Origin of the sequence: uncultured Abyssibacter sp. (assembly GCF_964000955.1) — a bacterium.
Classification (GTDB): Bacteria; Pseudomonadota; Gammaproteobacteria; order Nevskiales; family OUC007; genus Abyssibacter.
The window spans coordinates 1-18,595 of sequence record NZ_CAXFCL010000058.1 but is presented as its reverse complement, the minus strand read 5'-3'; the positions used below and the strand labels follow the sequence as shown (position 1 = coordinate 18,595).

Below are 18,595 nucleotides of genomic sequence, written 5' to 3'. Positions count from 1 at the left end.
CCCGGCTCGCGATCGAACAGTACGAGGAGTGTTCGGATCATGAACGACACCGCAGATGTGGTCGACAACGACCAGGCTTTCCGCATTGGGGCCGTTGAACGCGCAACCGGCATTCCCGCCAACACGATTCGTGTCTGGGAACGTCGCTACGGGCTGGTGAAGCCAGCCCGGGACGAGACCGGCACGCGTCTGTATTCGCAACAGGACATCGAGTATCTGGGACAGGTTCGCTCCCTGATCGACGCCGGCGATTCCATCGGCTACATCGCATCACTGGGCAAGACGCTGCTGCCGGCTCGCATCGAGTCGCTGGCGTCCATGCCCAACCGCGGCCTCGCCCGGCGGCGACGGACGGGACTGGCGCCCTTGCTGCTGATCGGGCCGACACTGGCCGAACGCCTCGGCGAGGTCGATCTGCCCGGCTATACCATCCATGCCAGCTATGCCACGCCAGCGGACGCCCGCAAGGCGCAGCTGCCCGGCCACTCGAACGCGATCGCGGTGGTCGAGACCGAGCAGGTCACTCGATCGCTGGCGAACGATCTGGCCATCTGGCGCGATGACGCCAGCCTGACCGCCGTGATCATCGTCTACAGCTACGCCCGCCAATCCGATCTGGCCGCCATTCGCGACCTGGGATTGCTGATTCTCCGCGAGCCCATCGACGCCGAAATGCTTCGTCACGTGCTGCTCACCCGCAAGTACTGGCTGGCGCCCGACGAACAGCCCGGCGACTACCTGTCCGAACCCATTCCGCCGCAGATGTTCACCAAGAAGGAGCTGGTGACGCTGGCGTTGATGCAGACCAGCGTCAGCTGCGAATGCCCGCGCCACCTGGCGGAGCTGCTGATCTCGCTGAGCGCGTTCGAGCGGTACTCGCAGCTCTGCGAGGACCGCTCCACCGAGGACGCCGCGATCCACGCCATGCTGCGGGGCGCCACCGCCCACGCCCGATCCACCATGGAAGCGGCGCTCAAGCGAGTCGTGGATCACGAAAAGATCGACTTGTCGCAACTGCGCTAGGGAGGCACGCAGGCGCCGCCATGTTGGCGCCTGCCGGATCGGGGCCTCATAATCGCCACCCGTTTTTCCGGCATACGATCTGGACATGAACAAGCCCGACAGGCGCCAAGCAGCGCTGGACTACCACGCCAAACCACGGCCGGGAAAACTCGGGATTGCGATTACCAAGCCGTTCACCACTCCCAGCGAGCTGTCGCTGGCGTACTCGCCGGGCGTGGCGGAACCGGTGATCGAGATCGAGAAGAACCCGGATGACGCGTTCAAGTACACGTCCAAGGGCAATCTGGTCGCGGTGATCACCAACGGAACCGCGGTGCTGGGCCTGGGCCGCACGGGTCCGCTGGCCGCCAAGCCGGTGATGGAAGGCAAGGCGGTGCTGTTCAAGAAATTCGCCAATGTCGACGTGTTCGACATCGAGGTCGATGCCCCGGACGCGGATGATTTCATCACGACCGTGCAGCGCATCGCGCCGACCTTCGGCGGTATCAACCTGGAGGATATCGCCGCGCCCGACTGCTTCCATGTCGAGAAGGTGCTGAGCGAGACACTGGATATCCCGGTGTTCCACGATGACCAGCACGGCACGGCGATCATCATCTGCGCCGGGCTGCTCAACGCGCTGGAATACCAGGGCAAGTCGCTGGACAGTGTCCGTATCGTCTGCGTCGGCGCTGGCGCCGCCGGGATCGCCTCGATGAAGCTGCTGCAATCCCTGGGGGCCGCGCCGGGCAACATCGTCATGTGCGACAGCAAGGGTGTGGTGCACACCGGACGCACGGATCTCAACCCGCAGAAGCAGCAGTTCGCGATCGACACCGACCTGCGCACGCTGGACGACGCCATGTCCGGCGCCGACGTGTTCATCGGCGTCTCCGGCCCGGGCCTGGTCTCCCAGGACATGGTGCGTGCCATGGCGCCGAAGCCGGTCGTGTTCGCGCTGGCCAATCCGACACCGGAAATCCTCCCGGAAGAGGCGCACGCGGTGCGGGACGACCTGATCATGGCAACCGGTCGCAGCGACTATCCGAATCAGGTCAACAACGTCCTGTGCTTCCCGTTCCTGTTCCGTGGCGCGCTCGACGTGCGCTCGCGCTCGATCAACCACGACATGCAGATCGCGGCCGTGCACGCCATCGCGGAACTGGCGCGCCAGCCGGTACCGGAGGTCGTCAAGGACGCCTACGACGCCCCCGACCTGAGCTTCGGCCCGAACTACATTCTCCCGACACCGCTGGACCCGCGCCTGTCGGACTACGTCTCGCCAGCAGTGGCCGCGGCGGCCGTGGATTCCGGCGCCGCCCGCGCGGATTACCCTCCGCACTATCCCAAGCGCTAGGGCCGCCCACCCATGCCCCTGGGGGATGCGGCCCATCTGGTCGTCGCCATCCTGGCGATCGGAATGGGGCTGGCGAGCTGGCTGACCGACCCCGCCGACCGCATCAACCGCGCGCTGGCGCTGTGCCTGGTCATCATCGGGCTGCTGCAGGCGCTGGAACCGGCGGTGGCCACCGCCGGACGCGTCTTCTGGACCCTGGTCGGCGAAGTGCTGGAATCCTCGGCCATCCTCGCCGGCATGGAGTGGGGGCGTCGCATCGGCCGCTCCGCGCGCGGGCGACGCGGTGTGGCCGCGCACTGGCTGTTCCGCGTCTCCCAGCTGCTGACCGTGGTGCTGATGGGACTGTCCGCGGGCTACGTGCTGATCGCCCCGGAGCAGGCCACATCCGACGCCGGCGGCCTGATCAAGGTGCGCGGCATCGAGTTCGCCATCTTCGCGCCGGTGCTGGGCTCCGCGCTGACGGCGGCCGGCATCGCCATCGTGCTGCTGCTCACGACGCGGCTGGATTCCACCGACGCGCTGCGCCTGCGGATGCTGTACATGGCCACGCCATTCCTCATCGGCGCGCTGGTCTTCAGCCACTGGGTGGAGCCCTATCTCGTCGCGGTCGGGCTGGTGATCCTGTCGGCATCCTCGGTGCGCTATCTGACGATTCTCGGCCGCCGCGGAGATTTCATGGGCCAGTTCCTGTCACCGCAGGTCGCCCAGGAAGTCCGCGCCCACGGCCTCGACCATCTGCTGGAGCGACGGCGCACCGTGCTCACCGTCGTGGTCGCCGATCTGCGCGGATTTTCCGCCTACGCGCGAGAGCGGGCATCGGACGAGATCTTCGGTTTGCTGGAGTCGTTCTATCAGGCCGTCGGGGACGCGGCACGGGCGCATGGCGGCACGGTCAAGGACCATGCCGGCGATGGCGTCGTGATCCTGGTCGGCGCGCCGTTTCAGGTCACGCATCACGCGCGCCGAGGCATCGAACTCGCCTTCACGCTGCAATCCGCGGTTCGCGACATGCTGATCCGCGACGGTCACGCACCCCGGGTCGGACTCGGCATCGGCCTGGCGACCGGCAGGGTCACGGTTGGCGCGCTACGGGGCGCGGGCCGCCTCGAATACGGTGCGGTGGGGAACCCGGTCGTGCTCGCCGCACGGCTGTGCAACCGCGCCGCCGACGGCGAGATTCTCGCCGACACCCGAACCCGCGACGAAGCCGGTGGCGGGGGCCACTGGACCGCCGTCGACCAGCCACCCGAGACACTGAAAGGATTCCCGCGACCGGTTCCCATTTGCGCCCTGCGCTTGCAAACCGTCGGTGCGAGCGGGGAAACTATTGGGCGCTAACGATTTCCCAAGGGCTCGGTCATGCCCGGAGCGGCCGACGATCGTCGATTCACTGAACGATCGGTTGTTGCGGCGTCCGGCATCACGCGCCTGAACATTTTCAACTCAACTCACGTCACGGGACGCCAGCGACTTCTCTCCGTCGGCTTGCACGGGAGAGATGACATCGCCACCGCCGCGATTCCTCGGGGGGATGATGGCCTGGCCAGCGGGACCGACTGGGAGTAACACAAGCATGAGCAGCGATCCGTATACAGTTACGAGCCCCGACGGCAGTTCAGTCGAACTCCCGCAGGTCGAGGGCACGATGGGCCCGCCGGCGGTGGACGTCCGCAAGCTGTATGCGAGCACCGGAGGCTTCACCTTCGACCCCGGCTTCACCTCCACCTGCTCCTGCGAATCCGCCATCACCTTCATCGATGGCGAAAAGGGCCAGCTGCTCTACCGCGGCTACCGCGCCGACGAGCTGGCGCAGAAGTCCAACTACATGGAAGTCTGCTACCTGCTGCTCAACGGCGAGTTGCCGACCAAGGCGGAATACGACGAGTTCAACGACGCGATTCGCATGCACACCATGCTCAACGAATCGCTCAAGCGCTTCTTCACCGGCTTCCACTACGACGCGCACCCGATGGCGATGCTGTCGTCCATCGTCAGTGGCCTGTCGGCGTTTTATCACGACACCACGAACACGGCCGATCCGGAGCACCGCAAGATCTTCGCGCGGCGCATGATCGCCAAGATCCCGACCATTGCGGCGGCGGCCTACAAGTACTCCATCGGCCAGCCGATGATTTACCCGAAGAACGACCTGGACTACAGCTCGAACTTCCTGCGGATGATGTTCGCGGTGCCCGCCGAGGAATACGAGGTTGACCCGGTCGCCGCGGAAGCCCTGGACGTGCTGCTGATCCTGCATGCCGACCACGAGCAGAACGCGTCCACGTCGACGGTACGCCTGGCCGGCTCCACCGGCTGCAACCCCTACGCGGCCATCTCCTCGGGCATCGCCGCCCTCTGGGGACCGGCGCACGGCGGCGCGAATGAAGCCGTGCTCAAGCAGCTGTCGGCCATTGGCAGCGCCGACAACGTCGACAAGTTCATCGCCAAGGCCAAGGACAAGAACGACCCCTTCCGGCTGATGGGCTTCGGCCACCGCGTGTACAAGAACTTCGACCCGCGCGCGACCGTGATCCGCGAGCACTGCCACAAGGTGCTCAATGCCTACGGCGGCGACGCCGACGGCATGCTGGAACTGGCGATGAAGCTGGAGGAGATCGCGCTGAAGGACGAGTACTTCGTCGAGCGCAAGCTCTATCCGAACGTCGATTTCTACAGCGGCATCATCTACAAGGCCATCGGCATCCCGACCAACATGTTCACGCCGATGTTCGCCATCGGCCGCACGGTCGGCTGGGTCGCCCACTACCTGGAGATGATCTCCGATCCGGGCATGCGCATCGGTCGCCCCCGCCAGATCTACACCGGCGCGACGGAACGTCCGTACACCGATATCGCCGGCCGTTAGGAACACATCCACCAATTCGCGAATCCCGGAATCCGGGATTCGCGCGCTCATCACCATGAAAGCTGTTCTGGAACAGTTGCTGGACGCCCGTGACCTCACGCCGGAGGTCATGACCGCGACCATGCGCGGCATCATGCAGGGTGAGTTCACACCCGCTCAGGTTGCCGGCTTCCTGATCGCCCTGCGCTGCAAGGGCGAGACGGTCAGCGAAATCGCGGCAGCGGCATCGGTCATGCGCGAGCTTGCCACACCGGTCACGCTGCCGGAGTCCGCCCGGGCCCACCTGGTCGACACCTGCGGAACGGGCGGCGATGCCAGCGGCATCTTCAACGTCTCCACCGCGGCGGCGATGGTGGTGGCGGCCGCCGGTGGCCATGTCGCCAAGCATGGCAACCGCTCCGTCTCCAGCCAGTTCGGCAGCGCCGACGTGCTGGAGGCCGCGGGGGTCAGGGTCGATCTCGGCCCCGAGGCGGTCGCGCGCTGCGTGGACGAGCTCGGCGTGGGGTTCATGTTCGCCCCGGGGTACCACTCTGCGATGAAGCACGCGATCGGCCCCCGTCGCGAACTGGGCGTACGCACCGTGTTCAATCTGCTCGGCCCGTTGACCAATCCGGCCAGCGCGCCCTGTCAGGTGATCGGCGTGTTCTCCAGCGCATGGTGCGCACCGATCGCCGAGGTCATGCAACGCCTGGGCAGCGAACATGTGATGGTGGTGCACGGGCAGGATGGCCTGGACGAGATCAGTCCGGTGGAGCCGACCCATGTCGCGGAGCTGCGCATGGGCGAGGTGCGCACCTACAGCATCGAGCCCGCCACCTTCGGGGTGACCGCTCACAGCCTGCAACCGCTACGCGCGGCCTCGGCCGACGAGAGCTACACGATGATCCGTCAGGCGCTGGGCGGCCGCGCGGGCTCGGTCGCCGACATGATCGCGCTGAACGCCGGAGCCGGCATTTATGTCGCCGGGCTCACCAGCACGCTGGCCGATGGCGTGAACCGCGCGCGGGAAGTGCTGACGGCCGGCACCGCGCTGAAGACGCTGGAAAAGCTCGCGTCGCTTTCGCAGTCGCTATCCCCGAACCCATGAGCGACATCCTCGATCGCATCCTGGCCACCAAGCGTGACGAGGTGGCCGCGGCGCAGTCGCGCACGTCGCATGACACGCTGCGCCGACGTGCGGTCGAGGCCGAGCCGCCACGCGGCTTCGCCGACGCGATGCGGGCACGCGTGGAGACACGCCAACCCGCCGTGATCGCCGAACTGAAGAAGGCATCGCCCAGCAAAGGCCTGATTCGCCCGGATTTCGACCCCACCTGGCTGGCCCATCGCTACGCGGCAGGGGGCGCGACCTGTTTGTCCGTGCTCACCGACGTGAACTATTTCCAGGGTGCGCCGGACTATCTGGTGCAGGCCCGGTCCGCCGGCCTGCCGGTCATCCGCAAGGACTTCATCATCGACCCCTACCAGGTGCTGGAGGCACGCGCCTGGGGGGCGGACTGCGTGCTGCTGATCGTCGCGGCACTGGACGACGCCAGTCTGTGCACGCTGGCGGAATCAGCGCTGGAACTGGGCATGGACACCCTGATCGAGGTCCACGACGGCGCCGAACTGGAACGCGCGCTGCGCCTGCCAGCCGAGCTGTGCCCACTGTTGGGCGTCAACAACCGCAACCTGCGCAGCTTCGACGTCGACCTGCAAACCACACTGACCCTGCGGGCATCGGTGCCGGCGGATCGCGTCCTGGTCACGGAAAGCGGCATTCACGACCGCAATGACATCGAGAGAATGCAGGCGGCGGACGTTCACGCCTTTCTGATCGGGGAATCGCTGATGCGCGCCGAGGACCCGGGTGAGGCACTCGCCACACTGCTCGACGCGCCCTTGCGCGCAGGCTAGGCCTCGGCCGACCCCGCCCCGAGCGAATCCCGGGTGTCCTCCGGAACGAAAATCGCGCGTCCCTTCACCCGCACGATGCCGTCCTCCTCCAGCGACTTGAGCACCCGACCCGCCATTTCGCGCGAGCAACCGACGATGCGCGCCAGTTCCTGGCGGCTGATGCGGACAACGCGGCCGTCCTCGACGACTTCATGACCGGGATCGTCGGTCAGGGTCAGCAGGGTGCGGGCGATGCGACCGGCGACATCGACGAACGCCAGATCGGCGGCGCGGCGCGTGGTGTCCCGCAGCCGCTTGGCGAGCTGGTGACCCAGCACGAACATCAGATCAGGATATTTGTGCGCCAGCTCACGGAACGGCTGAAAGCCCAGTTCCGACACCACCGTCGGCTTGCGCGTGCGCGCGATGGCGCTGCGCGACTCCATTTCCGGGAACAGGCTCATCTCGCCGAAGAAGTCGCCGGGGTTCAGGTAGGCCAGGACCATCTCGCGACCATCCTCGTCCTCGAAGATGATGCTGACCGAGCCCTCGAGAATCAGATAAAGCGAGTCCGGCGCATCCCCTTCGTGAAGAATCGTGTGATTCTTCGGGTAGTGCCTGCGATGGGCCGCCATGTGGAACGCCTGGATGGCGGCCTCGCTCCCTTCGTCCAGCTGGTGCAAGCTGGTCATTCCTGTTCAGCGGTCATTCCGCCGCTCCCCGTCCGTTCATGATCAGTATCATAACGCCATGACTGTAAACGTGATGTCAGCCCGCCTAAAACTTTCGGAGGGTGTCACCTGGGTTGGCGAGTCCGGAAGCGGACACGCCATCGTCATCGACGGCTCGCCCGAGGTCGGTGGACGCAACCTCGGAATGCGCCCCATGGAACTGATGCTGCTTGGTGTGGGCAGCTGCAGCGCCATGGACGTGATGCTCATTCTACGCAAGGCGCGGCAGGACGTGACCGACTGTTCAGTGGAGATCAGCGGAACCCGGGCCGAGACCATTCCGCAGGTCTTCACCGACATTCACCTGCGATTCATCGTGGAAGGCCGTGATCTCGCCGAGCGTCATGTCGCGCGCGCGGTCCAGCTGTCGGCGGAGAAATACTGCTCGGCGTCGCTGATGCTGCAGGCCAGCGTGAACATCACCCACGATCACGAGATCCGGTCGGTCTGATGCTCCTGTCTTTCTTCTTTGCCCTGCGTGAAGGTGGTCTCAAGCCCACTGTCACCGAGTTCCTGACCCTGCTGGAGGCGCTCAAGCGCCAGGTCGTGATCTACAGCATCGACGACTTTTACGTGCTGTCACGGGCGGCCCTGGTCAAGGACGAGACCAAGTACGACCGCTTCGATCAGATCTTCGCCGCCTACTGGCATGGCGTGGAAGCGCTGACCGAGGATTTGTTCGCGGAGATTCCGGAAGACTGGCTGCGCAAGCAGGCCGAACTGCACCTGACCGACGAGGACAAGGCCAAGATCGAGGCAATGGGCGGCTTCGAGAAATTGATGGAAGAGTTGCGCAAGCGTCTCGAGGAGCAGGAAAAGCGCCACCAGGGTGGCAACAAGTGGATCGGCACGGCCGGCACGTCACCGTTCGGCGCCTACGGCTTCAATCCCGAGGGGGTGCGCATCGGCCAGCAGGGCGGGCGCAACCGCTCGGCGGTCAAGGTCTGGGACAAGCGCGAGTTCGCCAACCTGGATGACAGCCGCGAGCTGGGCACGCGCAACATCAAGATGGCGTTGCGGCGGCTGCGCCGCTTCGCGCGCGAGGGCGCGGCCGACCAGCTCGACCTGGGTGACACGATCCGCTCCACGGCCAAGAACGGCGGGATGCTGGACATCCGCATGGTGCCCGAGCGCCATAACGCCGTGAAGGTCCTGCTGTTCTTCGACGTGGGCGGCTCCATGGACCCGCACGTCAAGCTCTGCGAGGAATTGTTCTCGGCCGCGCGCACCGAGTTCAAGCACATGGAGTATTTCTACTTCCACAACTTTCTCTACGAGTCGGTGTGGAAGGACAACCTGCGGCGACGCTCGGAAAAGACACCAACGCGCGAGGTCATCCGCACCTACGGACCCGACTACAAGATCATCTTCGTCGGCGACGCGACGATGAGTCCCTACGAGATCGCCTATCCGGGCGGCAGTGTCGAACACTGGAACGAGGAATCCGGCGAAGTCTGGGCACGGCGCCTGCTCGACCACTTCCCCAAGGCCGTGTGGCTCAATCCCGAACCGGAGTCACACTGGGAATACGCACCATCGGTGGCGATGACGCGCACCATTTTCGACGACCGCATGTTCCCGCTGACGATCCAGGGTCTGGAAGACGCCATGCGGCATCTGACTCGAGCGCGCTAACCCACGCTGGGTTCGGCCATCAGCACCGCCAGCACATCGCCGTCGGCGTTGAGCAGCGTCAGACGCCCCTGTTCCAATCGATAGGTTGCCGTCGCCGCCAGGGCCGCGATGAAGGCCTGTTCCTGCTCCATCCCCTGAGCGCAGGCCATTTTTGTCGTGATCAGACGCGAGAATTCCAGTTGCCCCTCGTCGAGGGCATAGCTTCCGGACAGACGATTGCAACCGGCGTGGCCATGGATCCGCTCGTTGCCGGCCTCCAGCACCAGGGTTGCCGGACGGGCCTGGGTATCGATCGAGGTACCGGCCAGCGACACCAGCATCCACGGCGTGCTCGTCAGACTGATGACCGGCGTGTCGGCGACCGGCGTCGCACAGGCGGCCAGCGAGACCAGCGCCGCCAGCAGGGCAGGCAGCCCGCGAAGGCCATGACGAGACCGTGTGGGTCGGTGAGATTTCCTGGTCATGTGCTTGTCCATCCTGCTCCTCGGGTCAGTCAACTGGAGTCCGGCCGGGGGCGGCCCGATGCCCGACTCTCTTCGGCGGGCAGTATACGAAAGCCGGCCGCGCCCGTTGTCCTTGCAAAACGACGCCGGTTGGCGTTCACTGAACGCTCGACCGTACCCCCCACCGAGCCGAGCGCAATGCTTGAGGCCGTTGCCGTTGCCAACTATTTCATCGCCCAGGCGGCCAGTGAGCGATTGCGTGATCTGAACCCGCCGAAGCTGCATGAATTGACCTATTGCGCCCACGGCTGGCATCTGGCGATGGTGGGCAAATCACTGGTGGATGGTCATATCGTCGCCACGGTGGACGGCCCCCGCGTCGCCACCCTGCAAGAACATCTCAGCGGAACCAAGCGGGTGCTCGAGCCACTGGTCGTTCGCCGCAATGACCCCGCCTCCGGCAAGATGATCGAACTGACACCGCACCCCCAGGCTGCCGATGAAAGTACGCGACGCGTGCTGAACATAACCTGGAAGGCCTACGGCAAACTCTCCGGGTATGACCTGTCACTGGTCACCCGCGAGCAGGGCGGGCCCTGGGATCTGCTCTGGAACGATCCGGATCGCAACACCGACGCCGTGAAGATTCCGAACGAAACCATCCGGCTCTGGTTCCGCCAGCTCGCCGAGCGCAACCGCAAGGTCACGTCGGCGAAGTCGGTCAAGGACACGCAGCGCATCCTGGTCACCCCCAACCGCGACGGCGTGACCTCGGCCTGATCCGCCCCGGCCGGCATCATCGCCGGAGCAACGCCGTTTCAGCCTAGAAGAACGCCTGAACGATGAGGCTGATGGTGTCTTCCTGCGCCAGCGCCGAGCTGAACGACTGCTCGGGAACCGAATCGGGCACGTTGCTCAGCGCCCGGGCCTGCAATGACACCTTGAATGACGAGCCGATGCGGCGCTCGGCCTCGAGCAGATACCCCACCGTCGTCTCATCGAGACTGCGAATCGCTCCGGCGAGAATCGCGGTACCGGCCACGTCGTTGAAAGCGAAACGCGTGCCCACGAAGACTTCGCGGTCGAACAGGTCCTGAGTCTCGGCGAATCGCTGGTCGTAGAGATACTCGGACAGCAGGCCGAGATCGACTGACGAACCGAAGATGCCGTAGAGCGTGTGCTCGAAACCCGACACGAATGCCGTCGTCCACTCACCCAGCTGCCGACGGCGGGTCGCCTCCAGCTTCAGCGCGGTGGCGCCCAGAATCCACTGCGCATCCAGCGCGTACTGCTCGATCTGGTCGTAATGCGGGATCAACTCCAGCGACGCGCGCACCTCCTGCTCGAACTCCTCGTCGGTGGGCGCCAGACCGGCCTGCTGCGCCAGCATGACCAGCACCGCATCCAGCGGCGCCAGACCGGTCAGCATCGGATCGGTGATCACCGACATCAGGTCACAATTGGCCTGCGTCCCGGTCCCGTCGAACCCGCTGCCCTGGCGCAGACAGGGCACCAGCCGCGGGTCCCGCGCGGTCCCCTTGAATGCGCTCAACCCGATGTCGACCGAGCCCAGCGTATGCCGCCAGCGGAACGCAAAGTCATCGTGATCATCGCCGCGATGGGAGTCGTAGCGCGCGGCGTTCTGGTTGATGTTCAGCGGAAAAGCGGGGCGGCCATCCTCGCCGGGGAAGGTCCGCTCACGAAAGACCGGCAGCCAGAACAGATCCCAGGTTCCGAAATCCGAGATCCATGCGACATTGACCATCGGCTGGCCGAGCTTGTCCTCGTTGTCGATGTCCTCGACAAAGTCGATCTGGTTGATGACGTCAACCAGATGGCGTGACTCGGTCACGCCCCAGAACACCTTGCGAATCCCCAGCCGAACCTCGTAGTCACGCGCGGCGTGGACGAAGCTCAGCTCGCGAATGTCGGCATGCGTACGCTCATCGTCATCGGAATCCACGCGACCGAAAATGACACCGGACAGCAACTGGTCACCGCGATTCCACTCCCGGAAGAATTCCACCGTCAGCGCGGTTGAGCTTTGCCGGTCGGGCCGCTCGGGGAGCTCGGGTTCCTGTGGAAATTCGCGAAGCTCCAGCTCCAGTGTGGTGTAGATGTCTCCATCCGCGGCGCTCGCCACTCCCCAGACCGACGACGCCACGACCATGGCTGCGATGGTTGATCGCATCACGCACCCCTTTACATACCGATTGGTATGATCCTACGCGTCGGGTGTGGACGCAAGCCTGGACTGAACGCTGTGAATCTTGTCGGCCAGGGTCTGGGGCCGGTCGGTTCGGGTGCCGACCTTCAGCGTCGTGAATATCCTTGGCGCACCCTCGTCGTGCACGGCCTCGTGACAGGCCTTGAGCGCGTTCATCACCACGTCCCAGTCCCCTTCCACGTTGGTGCCATAGGCGTGCATCTGCGGATCCAGCCCCGCCTGCCGCAGCACACGCTGGCAGGTGGCGACGTAGGGTGACACGGACACTCCGACGCCGATCGGGACCAGGCAGATTTCAACACTGACATGCATGCGACCACTCCTTCGACCGTTGAAGCCGGCCAGCCTGACAGGCCGTCCCACCGCCCACAATCCGTCGGCGGCGGGGAGCGGAAACCGCCCGACGTGGTCTGAGCGATAATGCCGGTTCATCTTTCGGAGTCACGTCCCATGCAGCGCCTGCTCATCCTGACCCTGACCGCCCTGATCACCGCCTGCGCCACCTCGCCGCTGGGGCGCTCGCAACTCCAGCTGTTTCCGGAGTCGCAGATGGCGGAAATGGGCGCCGCCGCGTTCCAGGACATGAAACAAGAGCAGCCGCTGGAAACATCGAGCCGGACCAACGGCTATGTGACCTGTGTTGCCCGGGCGATCACGGCCGAGCTGCCGGACCAGCGCCCCTGGGAAGTACAGGTATTCAAGGATGACTCGGCCAACGCCTTCGCGTTGCCCGGCGGCAAGATCGGCGTGCACACGGGGCTGCTCGACATCGCCGAGAACCAGGACCAGCTCGCCACCGTCATCGGTCACGAAGTGGCGCACGTGCTCGCCAATCACGCCAATGAGCGCGTGTCGACCAGCTACATCGCCAGCGCCGGCCTGCAGCTCGCCCAGGTGGCGGCGGGGGAACCCACGCCGGCCAAGCAGCAGCTCTTCGGCCTGCTCGGACTCGGCGCTCAGGTCGGCGTGCTGCTGCCGTTCTCGCGAACCCAGGAATCCGAGGCCGACCTGCTGGGACTGGACCTGATGGCCAAGGCCGGGTTCGACCCGCGCGCGAGCATCCCGCTGTGGCAGAACATGGGCAAGTCAGGTGGCGGCAATCCGCCCGAGTTTCTCTCCACGCACCCCTCGCACCAGACCCGCATCAGCGACCTGTCCAAGCGCCTGCAGGTCGCGATGCCGCTGTACGAACAGGCCAAACGCGCCGGCAAGCGACCGAATTGCGGCTGACCACCGCGCCGATACGGTCCTACTCGCCGGTGACCGGACCGAATACCTCGGGCGTCAGCGCGATCTCGGTGCCGGGCAGCCGCAGCCGCCGCTTGAGCGCGAGATCGAACAGCCAGGGGTTGTAGGCGTACAGCTCGCGCAGCGGCGCCACATCATCCCGCTCGATGAAGCCGGCCCAGACCAGTTCGTCCAGCCAGATGTTGGTGTTGATCGCCGGATAGGGGTAGGCGCTGGCGTAGCGCAACCGATCGAACAGGTCGACCTGCTGCAACAGGCCGTTGAGCAGGGCCGATACGGTGTCAGGACGCCCAAGACCGTCGACCAGGATGTACAGGCGTTCCTGCTGCTCCGAGGCGCGTAACGTGCGCAGACAGGCCTGCCAGCGCTCGACATCGGCCCGCAGACAGCCCAGCAGGAACACCATCTGTCCGGCTGCGGCGTGCGATGCCGCGAGCTTCAGCGCCGGCCCCGGATCCTCCAGCGGGGTCAGATCGATCCACAACCGGTCCGGCTCCGGATCGCCGCCGGCGAGCGTCAGGCCATGAATCCATCGGTCCTTGCCGACGGGGCCCTGCGCCACCGGTATCCACCGCGCCGGCCATCCCGCGCTGTCATCGGTTTGCTCGGTCAACACCACCAGTTCGATGTCGCGAGACGGCAGATCGGTCAGCGCCCGCAGTCGATCCACGTAGGCGGGCCGCCATCGCGTCGAATCGCTCACGCCGGTCGCGTCCGCCCAGATGGCGGCCCGAAGCCTGGCGAACCAGCCCGAATCGGGCTGCCGACGCACGAGGTAGGCGCCATGGTCGACAATGTGATCCGGCATGTCGGCGAAGGTCTCGGCGAGCAGCTCCCTGGCGGGTTCGCTCATGGCCCAGTCGGCGGCCCGGGGCGTCTGCGACGCACGTCCGGGATGCCCCAGCCAGTCATCCACGCATCCCGTCAGCCAGATGCCGGCCACGCAAGCCAGCGCGAGACCACCGCAACCATGCAAACCCCGGCGCCCGCGCACGTCTACGCGTCCACCGGGCGATGCTTCTTGGAGCGGTAGTAGGCGCTGATATCCGCCAGCGAATACTGCGGCTGCCAGCGGTAGGCGCTGGCGAACGCGCTGCCGTCGAGCACGACCGGATACTTGAAGAAGTTGATCAGGTAGGGCGGGAAGGAGCTCCAGCCCATGCTTTCCGCGATGCGCCGGGGCAGGGAGGGGGGCAGCGACGGCAGTGGCAGGATGCGGCAGTCGCAGGCCCGCAGAAAGTCCTGATAGGCGACCCAGTCGCTCGGTGCGACGTTGAAGACGCCCTTGCCCCTCCGCTCGAAGGCCGCCACGACTGCGTCGGCCATGTCCTCGACATGCAGAAACTGCATGATCGGAGAAAAGCCGATCAGGGCCGGCGCAAGCCGTCGCGACAGCAGTCTCGACATGGAATTGCGCACGCCCGGACCCACGATGTTGCACGGCCGGAGAATCGTGATGTGCAGCTTGGGGCTCCGCCAAAGGTAGATCTGGGCGAGGTTTTCGAGTTCCACCGCGTCGACCAGGTCCATGGTCAGTTCGCTGGCCTTGAGCGGCGCCGTCTCGCGCAGCGGCGCCGGGTTGTAGGCATCCGCCCCGTAGACGAAGTGCGTGGAATGCACGACGACCTTGCCCACGTTGTACTTCTCCGCCAGGTCGAACAGGCGGCGTGTACCCAGCACGTTGTCGTTGTAGCGACGGAACCGGCTGTACTCGTTGGTCAGGATGCGACCGAGGTGGATCACCCCGTCGATGGCGTGATCCCGGAAGATGTCCTCGAACCGGCGCTTGCGCAGATCCACCTGATAGCTCGGAATATGCGCATCGGTGTGAACCGCATGGCGAAAATCCACGGCGATGACCTGATGGCGGTCCATCAGGCGCGCCATCACGCGCCGGCCCAGCGAACCACCGGCGCCGGTGACCAGGATCGTCTTGGGCTTGATGCGCGACGGACTCATCGGTAGATCGACGTCCGCTGGCTCAGCCCCCGCTGGATCAGCTCGTGAATCGCTGCCTTGACCTGCTCGATCCTGGGCTCGATGTCGTACTCGTGTTCGCAGTTGTCTTCGAACACCATCGGCTTGCCGATATGCAGGCTGACGCGGGCGGGCAGCGGGAACAGCGGACCGAGCGGGATGTACGGCAGACCCAGCCGATGGGCGATGGGCTTGAGATCGGAAAACGACGGCATGGTCTCCTCGCACCCGACAATGCCAACAGGAACGATGGGCGTGCGATAGCGCATCGCCAGGTGCATGAAGCCGGCACCGAAACGTTGCAGCTGGTAGCGCTTGTGCCAGACCTTCCCGGAGCCGCGGATGCCTTCCGGAAACACGATGATCGCCTCCTCGTGCTCCAGCATCGCACCGCAGTTGACGGGGTCACCGACCACCGCGCCCAGCCCGTTCATGAAGTTGCCCAGGAACGGCACCGTCGGGAAGAAGCGCTCGATCATCGCCCGGGGTGCCCGCGGGCCCGCGGGATTGCGGGCCATCGCCACGCCGAGCATGACGCCGTCCAGCGGCAACTGGCCACTGTGGTTCGGCACCATCATCACGCGGCCACTCGCGGGGATGTTCTCCAGCCCCTCGGCGGTCACGCGAAAATAGTGATCGTATAGCCAGCCTGCGCCAGCCAGCGTCAGCGCGGCCGTCGAACGGTTGTAACCCCACGGATCGAATCCGAACGACCCGAGCGTCTTCTCGAACCGGTCAACGGTTTCGCGAGTGTCCGGGCCGACCAGATGGTCGGCCAACCATTGGCTAATCGCCATGGGCTGCGTCTATCCTCCGTTCGCACACGGTCTCCAGTCGCGGCCCGGGCACAATCACCTGCGTCGTCGCCGCACGCCGAAGATAAGCGGGAGCAGAGCCAACGTCCAGGCACCGGAACCGCCACCATCGGAACCACCGCCGCCGGAGGTGTTCGGGGTGGCCTGTGCCTCCAGCACATACGCGCCCGTCACGGACTGATCGAAGCCCCTGATCTCCAGGTAGTACGTACCCCGATCCAGCGTGGTTTCAATGCGGAAGTTGCGCTCGACACCCAGCACGATGTCGTCGTTCTCGGTGATCAGCACACCGAAGCTGTCCAGCAAGGTGCCATAGGTATCCGTGTCGCCAGTGGTCTCCAGGCGGACATCAGAGCGCTCGGACAGGAAGAACTCGAAGTAATCCAGGTCGCCGGAGGTGTTGATCGTCCCCTCGGTCGTGGACACCGTGGCCCCGACATCGATGTCGGTGGCGCCCTGTCGCCTGTCGGCGTGCAGGTCCGTTCCAGGGTCTCCGGTCACGATGATCCTGATGGTGCCGACATCGGTCCCGCCCTGACCATCGCTGATGGTGTAGCTGAACTCCTCCGTCTGCTGCTGGGACGGCGGCAGGTCGGCGATATCGCCTCCAGGGGTGTAGGCCAGCGCGCCGTTGCCGTCGACTTGCAGGGCCGAACCACCGGGCGTCGTCACGGATGTCCCGACGTTGCCGGCGGCGCCCTCCAGGGCAACCACGGTCAGCGAATCACCGTCGGCATCGGAATCGGCGCCCGATCCGTTGTCGACCAGCACGTTCCCGCTCAGCGTGGCCGTGGACAGCACGCTGAATCCATCGGTCTGGGCCCGAGGCGGGCGATCGCCATTCGCACCGATGACCTCCGCTTCGAAAGAGGTTCGTGCAGTAAACAACCCATCCGAGACAATCACTGTTATATCCGCGCGACCAGCATTCACACCGTCCGGCGTCACCTCGACGGCGCGAGCGCCGGTATTGCCCGTGAAGACGACATTCTGAACCGGCACCAACGCCGGATTGTCGGTCAGCGCGGACAAGGTCAGCATGCTGTCCGGCGTGGAGCGCGAATTGTCGGTCACGGTGAAATTCACCGCGCCAGTGGACTGTCCGGACTGAATGACCTGGTCGGAGATCGCGCTGATCTCCGGAGGCGTGTCCGCGGCGTGAGCATCCGGGCAGCCGACGCCCGCGGCCAGCGTCCAGCCGATGTCATCGAACAGGCAGGTGGTCATGTCCACGCCGGCGTTGCTCGCCACGTCGGAGGAGGCGAATGGCTCCATCAGCAGACTGGGCGTGGCCTGCGTGTCCCAGTGACTGCCGCTGGAGCCGGTATCGAAGGGATCCGGCGTGAACAGCAGCGGGCGGCCCGCCGCATCGGCGCCGTTGCCGACATTCAGGCCCTGGCCCGTGGCGCCGGCGATGGACTGGGTCCCGTCAAAGCCGACGCCGCGATCGTTGACGATGGACTGTCCGCGCTGGGCCTGGTCCATGTCATCCCAGTAACGATTCTGTGAGTTGTCGAACACGAGCCGGTCAAACGCGAGAAACTGCGGATCGGCCAGGTTGGCACCGTCCTCGTCAATCCCGGAGAAGAAGCCAAGCCCGTGACCGAACTCGTGCATCACGACGTTGTAGAAATCCAGATCGCCCTGGGCGTTGTGATCGAAGCCGTAGTAGAACTGCGTGCCGCTCAGGCAGTTCGGGTCGGTATCCACCGCGCCATTGAATTGCGCGGAAATGTCGGCAACTCCCGGATCCAGATCACTTCCCGCCAGTGCGTTCGCCAGTGCTATCGGGTAAAACGTGTCGGCAACCGGCGCATTGGGAAAATCGGCGAGAAAACCGTTGGGGCCCGCCGCACCCAGCGTTCCGGAATTCGAGTCGCAGTCCTCATCCGGAAACGGCTCGAAATTGGCCTCAACGATGATCTCGACATCGCTTTGCAGCAGCGCCCCCCACTGTTCCGCCGCGGCTCGAAACACATTGAGGCGAGCCTCGCCGAGCGTTGTCGCGTTGTTTCCGCCGACGGACGTAAACGGCCTCGGGTCATTGAAGCCTTCGCCCGCCGGGTCGGTCGGAACGATGGTAATGGTGGCGGCATGCAAGACGCCGGTCGCGACGAGAGCCGCGGCCGCAACAAACAACCTAGTCGTCATTGGCCGTCTCCTCGTACTCCAGCGACCCGTCTTCGGCCTTCTCCGCATTCAGCGTGCGGCTTGTCGGATTCTTGGGCCGCATGACGGTCACGCCATCCGGGCGAGTCTCGAACGAATATTTGGGTGATGAACGGTCGCGCTCGGCGGCGTCGGATTTCTGATCGGTGGGCGGAACCGTCAATTCCCCTGTTTCGGGGTCGATGTAGGCACGTTGCGCCGCCGCCTGCCCGGTCCCGGCATCCGCACTCGCCGCATCTTCAGCCGCGGG

At 65.3% G+C, this 18,595-nt stretch carries 19 protein-coding genes; 10 read left to right on the top strand and 9 right to left on the bottom strand.

The features are described 5' to 3' along the window. Positions 1-39: 39 nt before the first annotated feature. The 6 genes from ABNS06_RS02585 to trpC all read left to right on the top strand — a co-directional run bounded on the left by ABNS06_RS02585 (position 40) and on the right by trpC (position 7,121). A complete protein-coding gene (locus tag ABNS06_RS02585) occupies positions 40-1,023 on the top strand; it encodes a MerR family transcriptional regulator (protein ID WP_348672402.1) in 984 nt (327 codons plus the stop codon). 85 nt (positions 1,024-1,108) lie between these two features. Next, entirely contained in the window at positions 1,109-2,359 is a 1,251-nt protein-coding gene (locus ABNS06_RS02580) for a malic enzyme-like NAD(P)-binding protein (RefSeq protein WP_348672401.1), read from the top strand. A gap of 12 nt (positions 2,360-2,371) precedes the next feature. Continuing rightward, positions 2,372-3,697, top strand: a complete 1,326-nt coding sequence (locus ABNS06_RS02575; protein WP_348672400.1) for an adenylate/guanylate cyclase domain-containing protein — start codon at positions 2,372-2,374, stop codon at positions 3,695-3,697. Between the two features lie 235 nt (positions 3,698-3,932). Further along, complete coding sequence (locus ABNS06_RS02570; RefSeq protein ID WP_348672399.1) at positions 3,933-5,225, top strand: citrate synthase; 1,293 nt, start codon at positions 3,933-3,935, stop codon at positions 5,223-5,225. Between the two features lie 49 nt (positions 5,226-5,274). Further along, positions 5,275-6,312, top strand: coding sequence for an anthranilate phosphoribosyltransferase (trpD, locus tag ABNS06_RS02565; RefSeq protein WP_348672427.1), 1,038 nt, complete (start codon positions 5,275-5,277; stop codon positions 6,310-6,312). Next, positions 6,309-7,121: an indole-3-glycerol phosphate synthase TrpC gene (trpC, locus tag ABNS06_RS02560; protein WP_348672398.1), complete on the top strand. Its 813-nt coding sequence runs from the start codon at positions 6,309-6,311 to the stop codon at positions 7,119-7,121. The genes trpD and trpC overlap by 4 nt, the downstream gene beginning before the upstream one ends. On the opposite strand, the gene ABNS06_RS02555 is transcribed toward trpC, so the two are convergent. Beyond that, positions 7,118-7,792 carry a cyclic nucleotide-binding domain-containing protein gene (locus tag ABNS06_RS02555; protein WP_348672397.1) on the bottom strand — a complete coding sequence of 225 codons (675 nt, stop codon included), beginning with the start codon at positions 7,790-7,792 and terminating at the stop codon, positions 7,118-7,120. The two genes, trpC and ABNS06_RS02555, sit on opposite strands and share 4 nt — an antisense overlap. 73 nt (positions 7,793-7,865) lie before the next feature. On the opposite strand from ABNS06_RS02555, the gene ABNS06_RS02550 reads away from it, so the two are divergent. Further along, complete coding sequence (locus ABNS06_RS02550) at positions 7,866-8,282, top strand: OsmC family protein (protein ID WP_348672396.1); 417 nt, start codon at positions 7,866-7,868, stop codon at positions 8,280-8,282. Then, entirely contained in the window at positions 8,282-9,466 is a 1,185-nt protein-coding gene (locus ABNS06_RS02545; protein ID WP_348672395.1) for a VWA domain-containing protein, read from the top strand. The genes ABNS06_RS02550 and ABNS06_RS02545 overlap by 1 nt, the downstream gene beginning before the upstream one ends. Here ABNS06_RS02545 and ABNS06_RS02540 read toward each other — a convergent pair. After that, a complete protein-coding gene (locus ABNS06_RS02540; protein WP_348672394.1) occupies positions 9,463-9,930 on the bottom strand; it encodes an META domain-containing protein in 468 nt (155 codons plus the stop codon). The two genes, ABNS06_RS02545 and ABNS06_RS02540, sit on opposite strands and share 4 nt — an antisense overlap. Positions 9,931-10,107: 177 nt before the next feature. Here ABNS06_RS02540 and ABNS06_RS02535 point away from each other — a divergent pair, with 177 nt between their 5' ends. Then, a complete protein-coding gene (locus ABNS06_RS02535; RefSeq protein WP_348672393.1) occupies positions 10,108-10,689 on the top strand; it encodes a type II toxin-antitoxin system antitoxin SocA domain-containing protein in 582 nt (193 codons plus the stop codon). Positions 10,690-10,732: 43 nt separating this feature from the next. On the opposite strand, the gene ABNS06_RS02530 is transcribed toward ABNS06_RS02535, so the two are convergent. Both ABNS06_RS02530 and ABNS06_RS02525 read right to left on the bottom strand, forming a co-directional pair. After that, the gene (locus ABNS06_RS02530) at positions 10,733-12,100 is read right to left on the bottom strand and encodes a hypothetical protein (protein WP_348672392.1); all 1,368 of its coding nucleotides are present in this window, start codon (positions 12,098-12,100) and stop codon (positions 10,733-10,735) included. Between the two features lie 33 nt (positions 12,101-12,133). Next, positions 12,134-12,448, bottom strand: coding sequence for an MTH1187 family thiamine-binding protein (locus ABNS06_RS02525; protein WP_348672391.1), 315 nt, complete (start codon positions 12,446-12,448; stop codon positions 12,134-12,136). Between the two features lie 138 nt (positions 12,449-12,586). Here ABNS06_RS02525 and ABNS06_RS02520 point away from each other — a divergent pair, with 138 nt between their 5' ends. After that, positions 12,587-13,366 carry a M48 family metallopeptidase gene (locus ABNS06_RS02520; protein WP_348672390.1) on the top strand — a complete coding sequence of 260 codons (780 nt, stop codon included), beginning with the start codon at positions 12,587-12,589 and terminating at the stop codon, positions 13,364-13,366. A 19-nt stretch (positions 13,367-13,385) separates the two neighbouring features. Here the strand turns inward: ABNS06_RS02520 and ABNS06_RS02515 are convergent, their stop codons facing one another. The 5 genes from ABNS06_RS02515 to ABNS06_RS02495 all read right to left on the bottom strand — a co-directional run. Further along, positions 13,386-14,378, bottom strand: a complete 993-nt coding sequence (locus ABNS06_RS02515) for a hypothetical protein (RefSeq protein WP_348672389.1) — start codon at positions 14,376-14,378, stop codon at positions 13,386-13,388. Between the two features lie 2 nt (positions 14,379-14,380). After that, positions 14,381-15,343, bottom strand: coding sequence for an NAD-dependent epimerase/dehydratase family protein (locus ABNS06_RS02510; RefSeq protein ID WP_348672388.1), 963 nt, complete (start codon positions 15,341-15,343; stop codon positions 14,381-14,383). Continuing rightward, positions 15,340-16,158 (bottom strand): lysophospholipid acyltransferase family protein, encoded by an 819-nt coding sequence (locus ABNS06_RS02505; RefSeq protein WP_348672387.1) that lies wholly within the window; start codon positions 16,156-16,158, stop codon positions 15,340-15,342. Before ABNS06_RS02505 ends, ABNS06_RS02510 begins: the two co-directional genes overlap by 4 nt. A gap of 54 nt (positions 16,159-16,212) precedes the next feature. Beyond that, the gene (locus tag ABNS06_RS02500) at positions 16,213-18,327 is read right to left on the bottom strand and encodes an Ig-like domain-containing protein (RefSeq protein WP_348672386.1); all 2,115 of its coding nucleotides are present in this window, start codon (positions 18,325-18,327) and stop codon (positions 16,213-16,215) included. Next, positions 18,317-18,595, bottom strand: a 279-nt coding sequence (locus ABNS06_RS02495) for a hypothetical protein (protein WP_348672385.1), incomplete at its 5' end; no start/stop codon positions are given. The genes ABNS06_RS02500 and ABNS06_RS02495, both read right to left, overlap by 11 nt.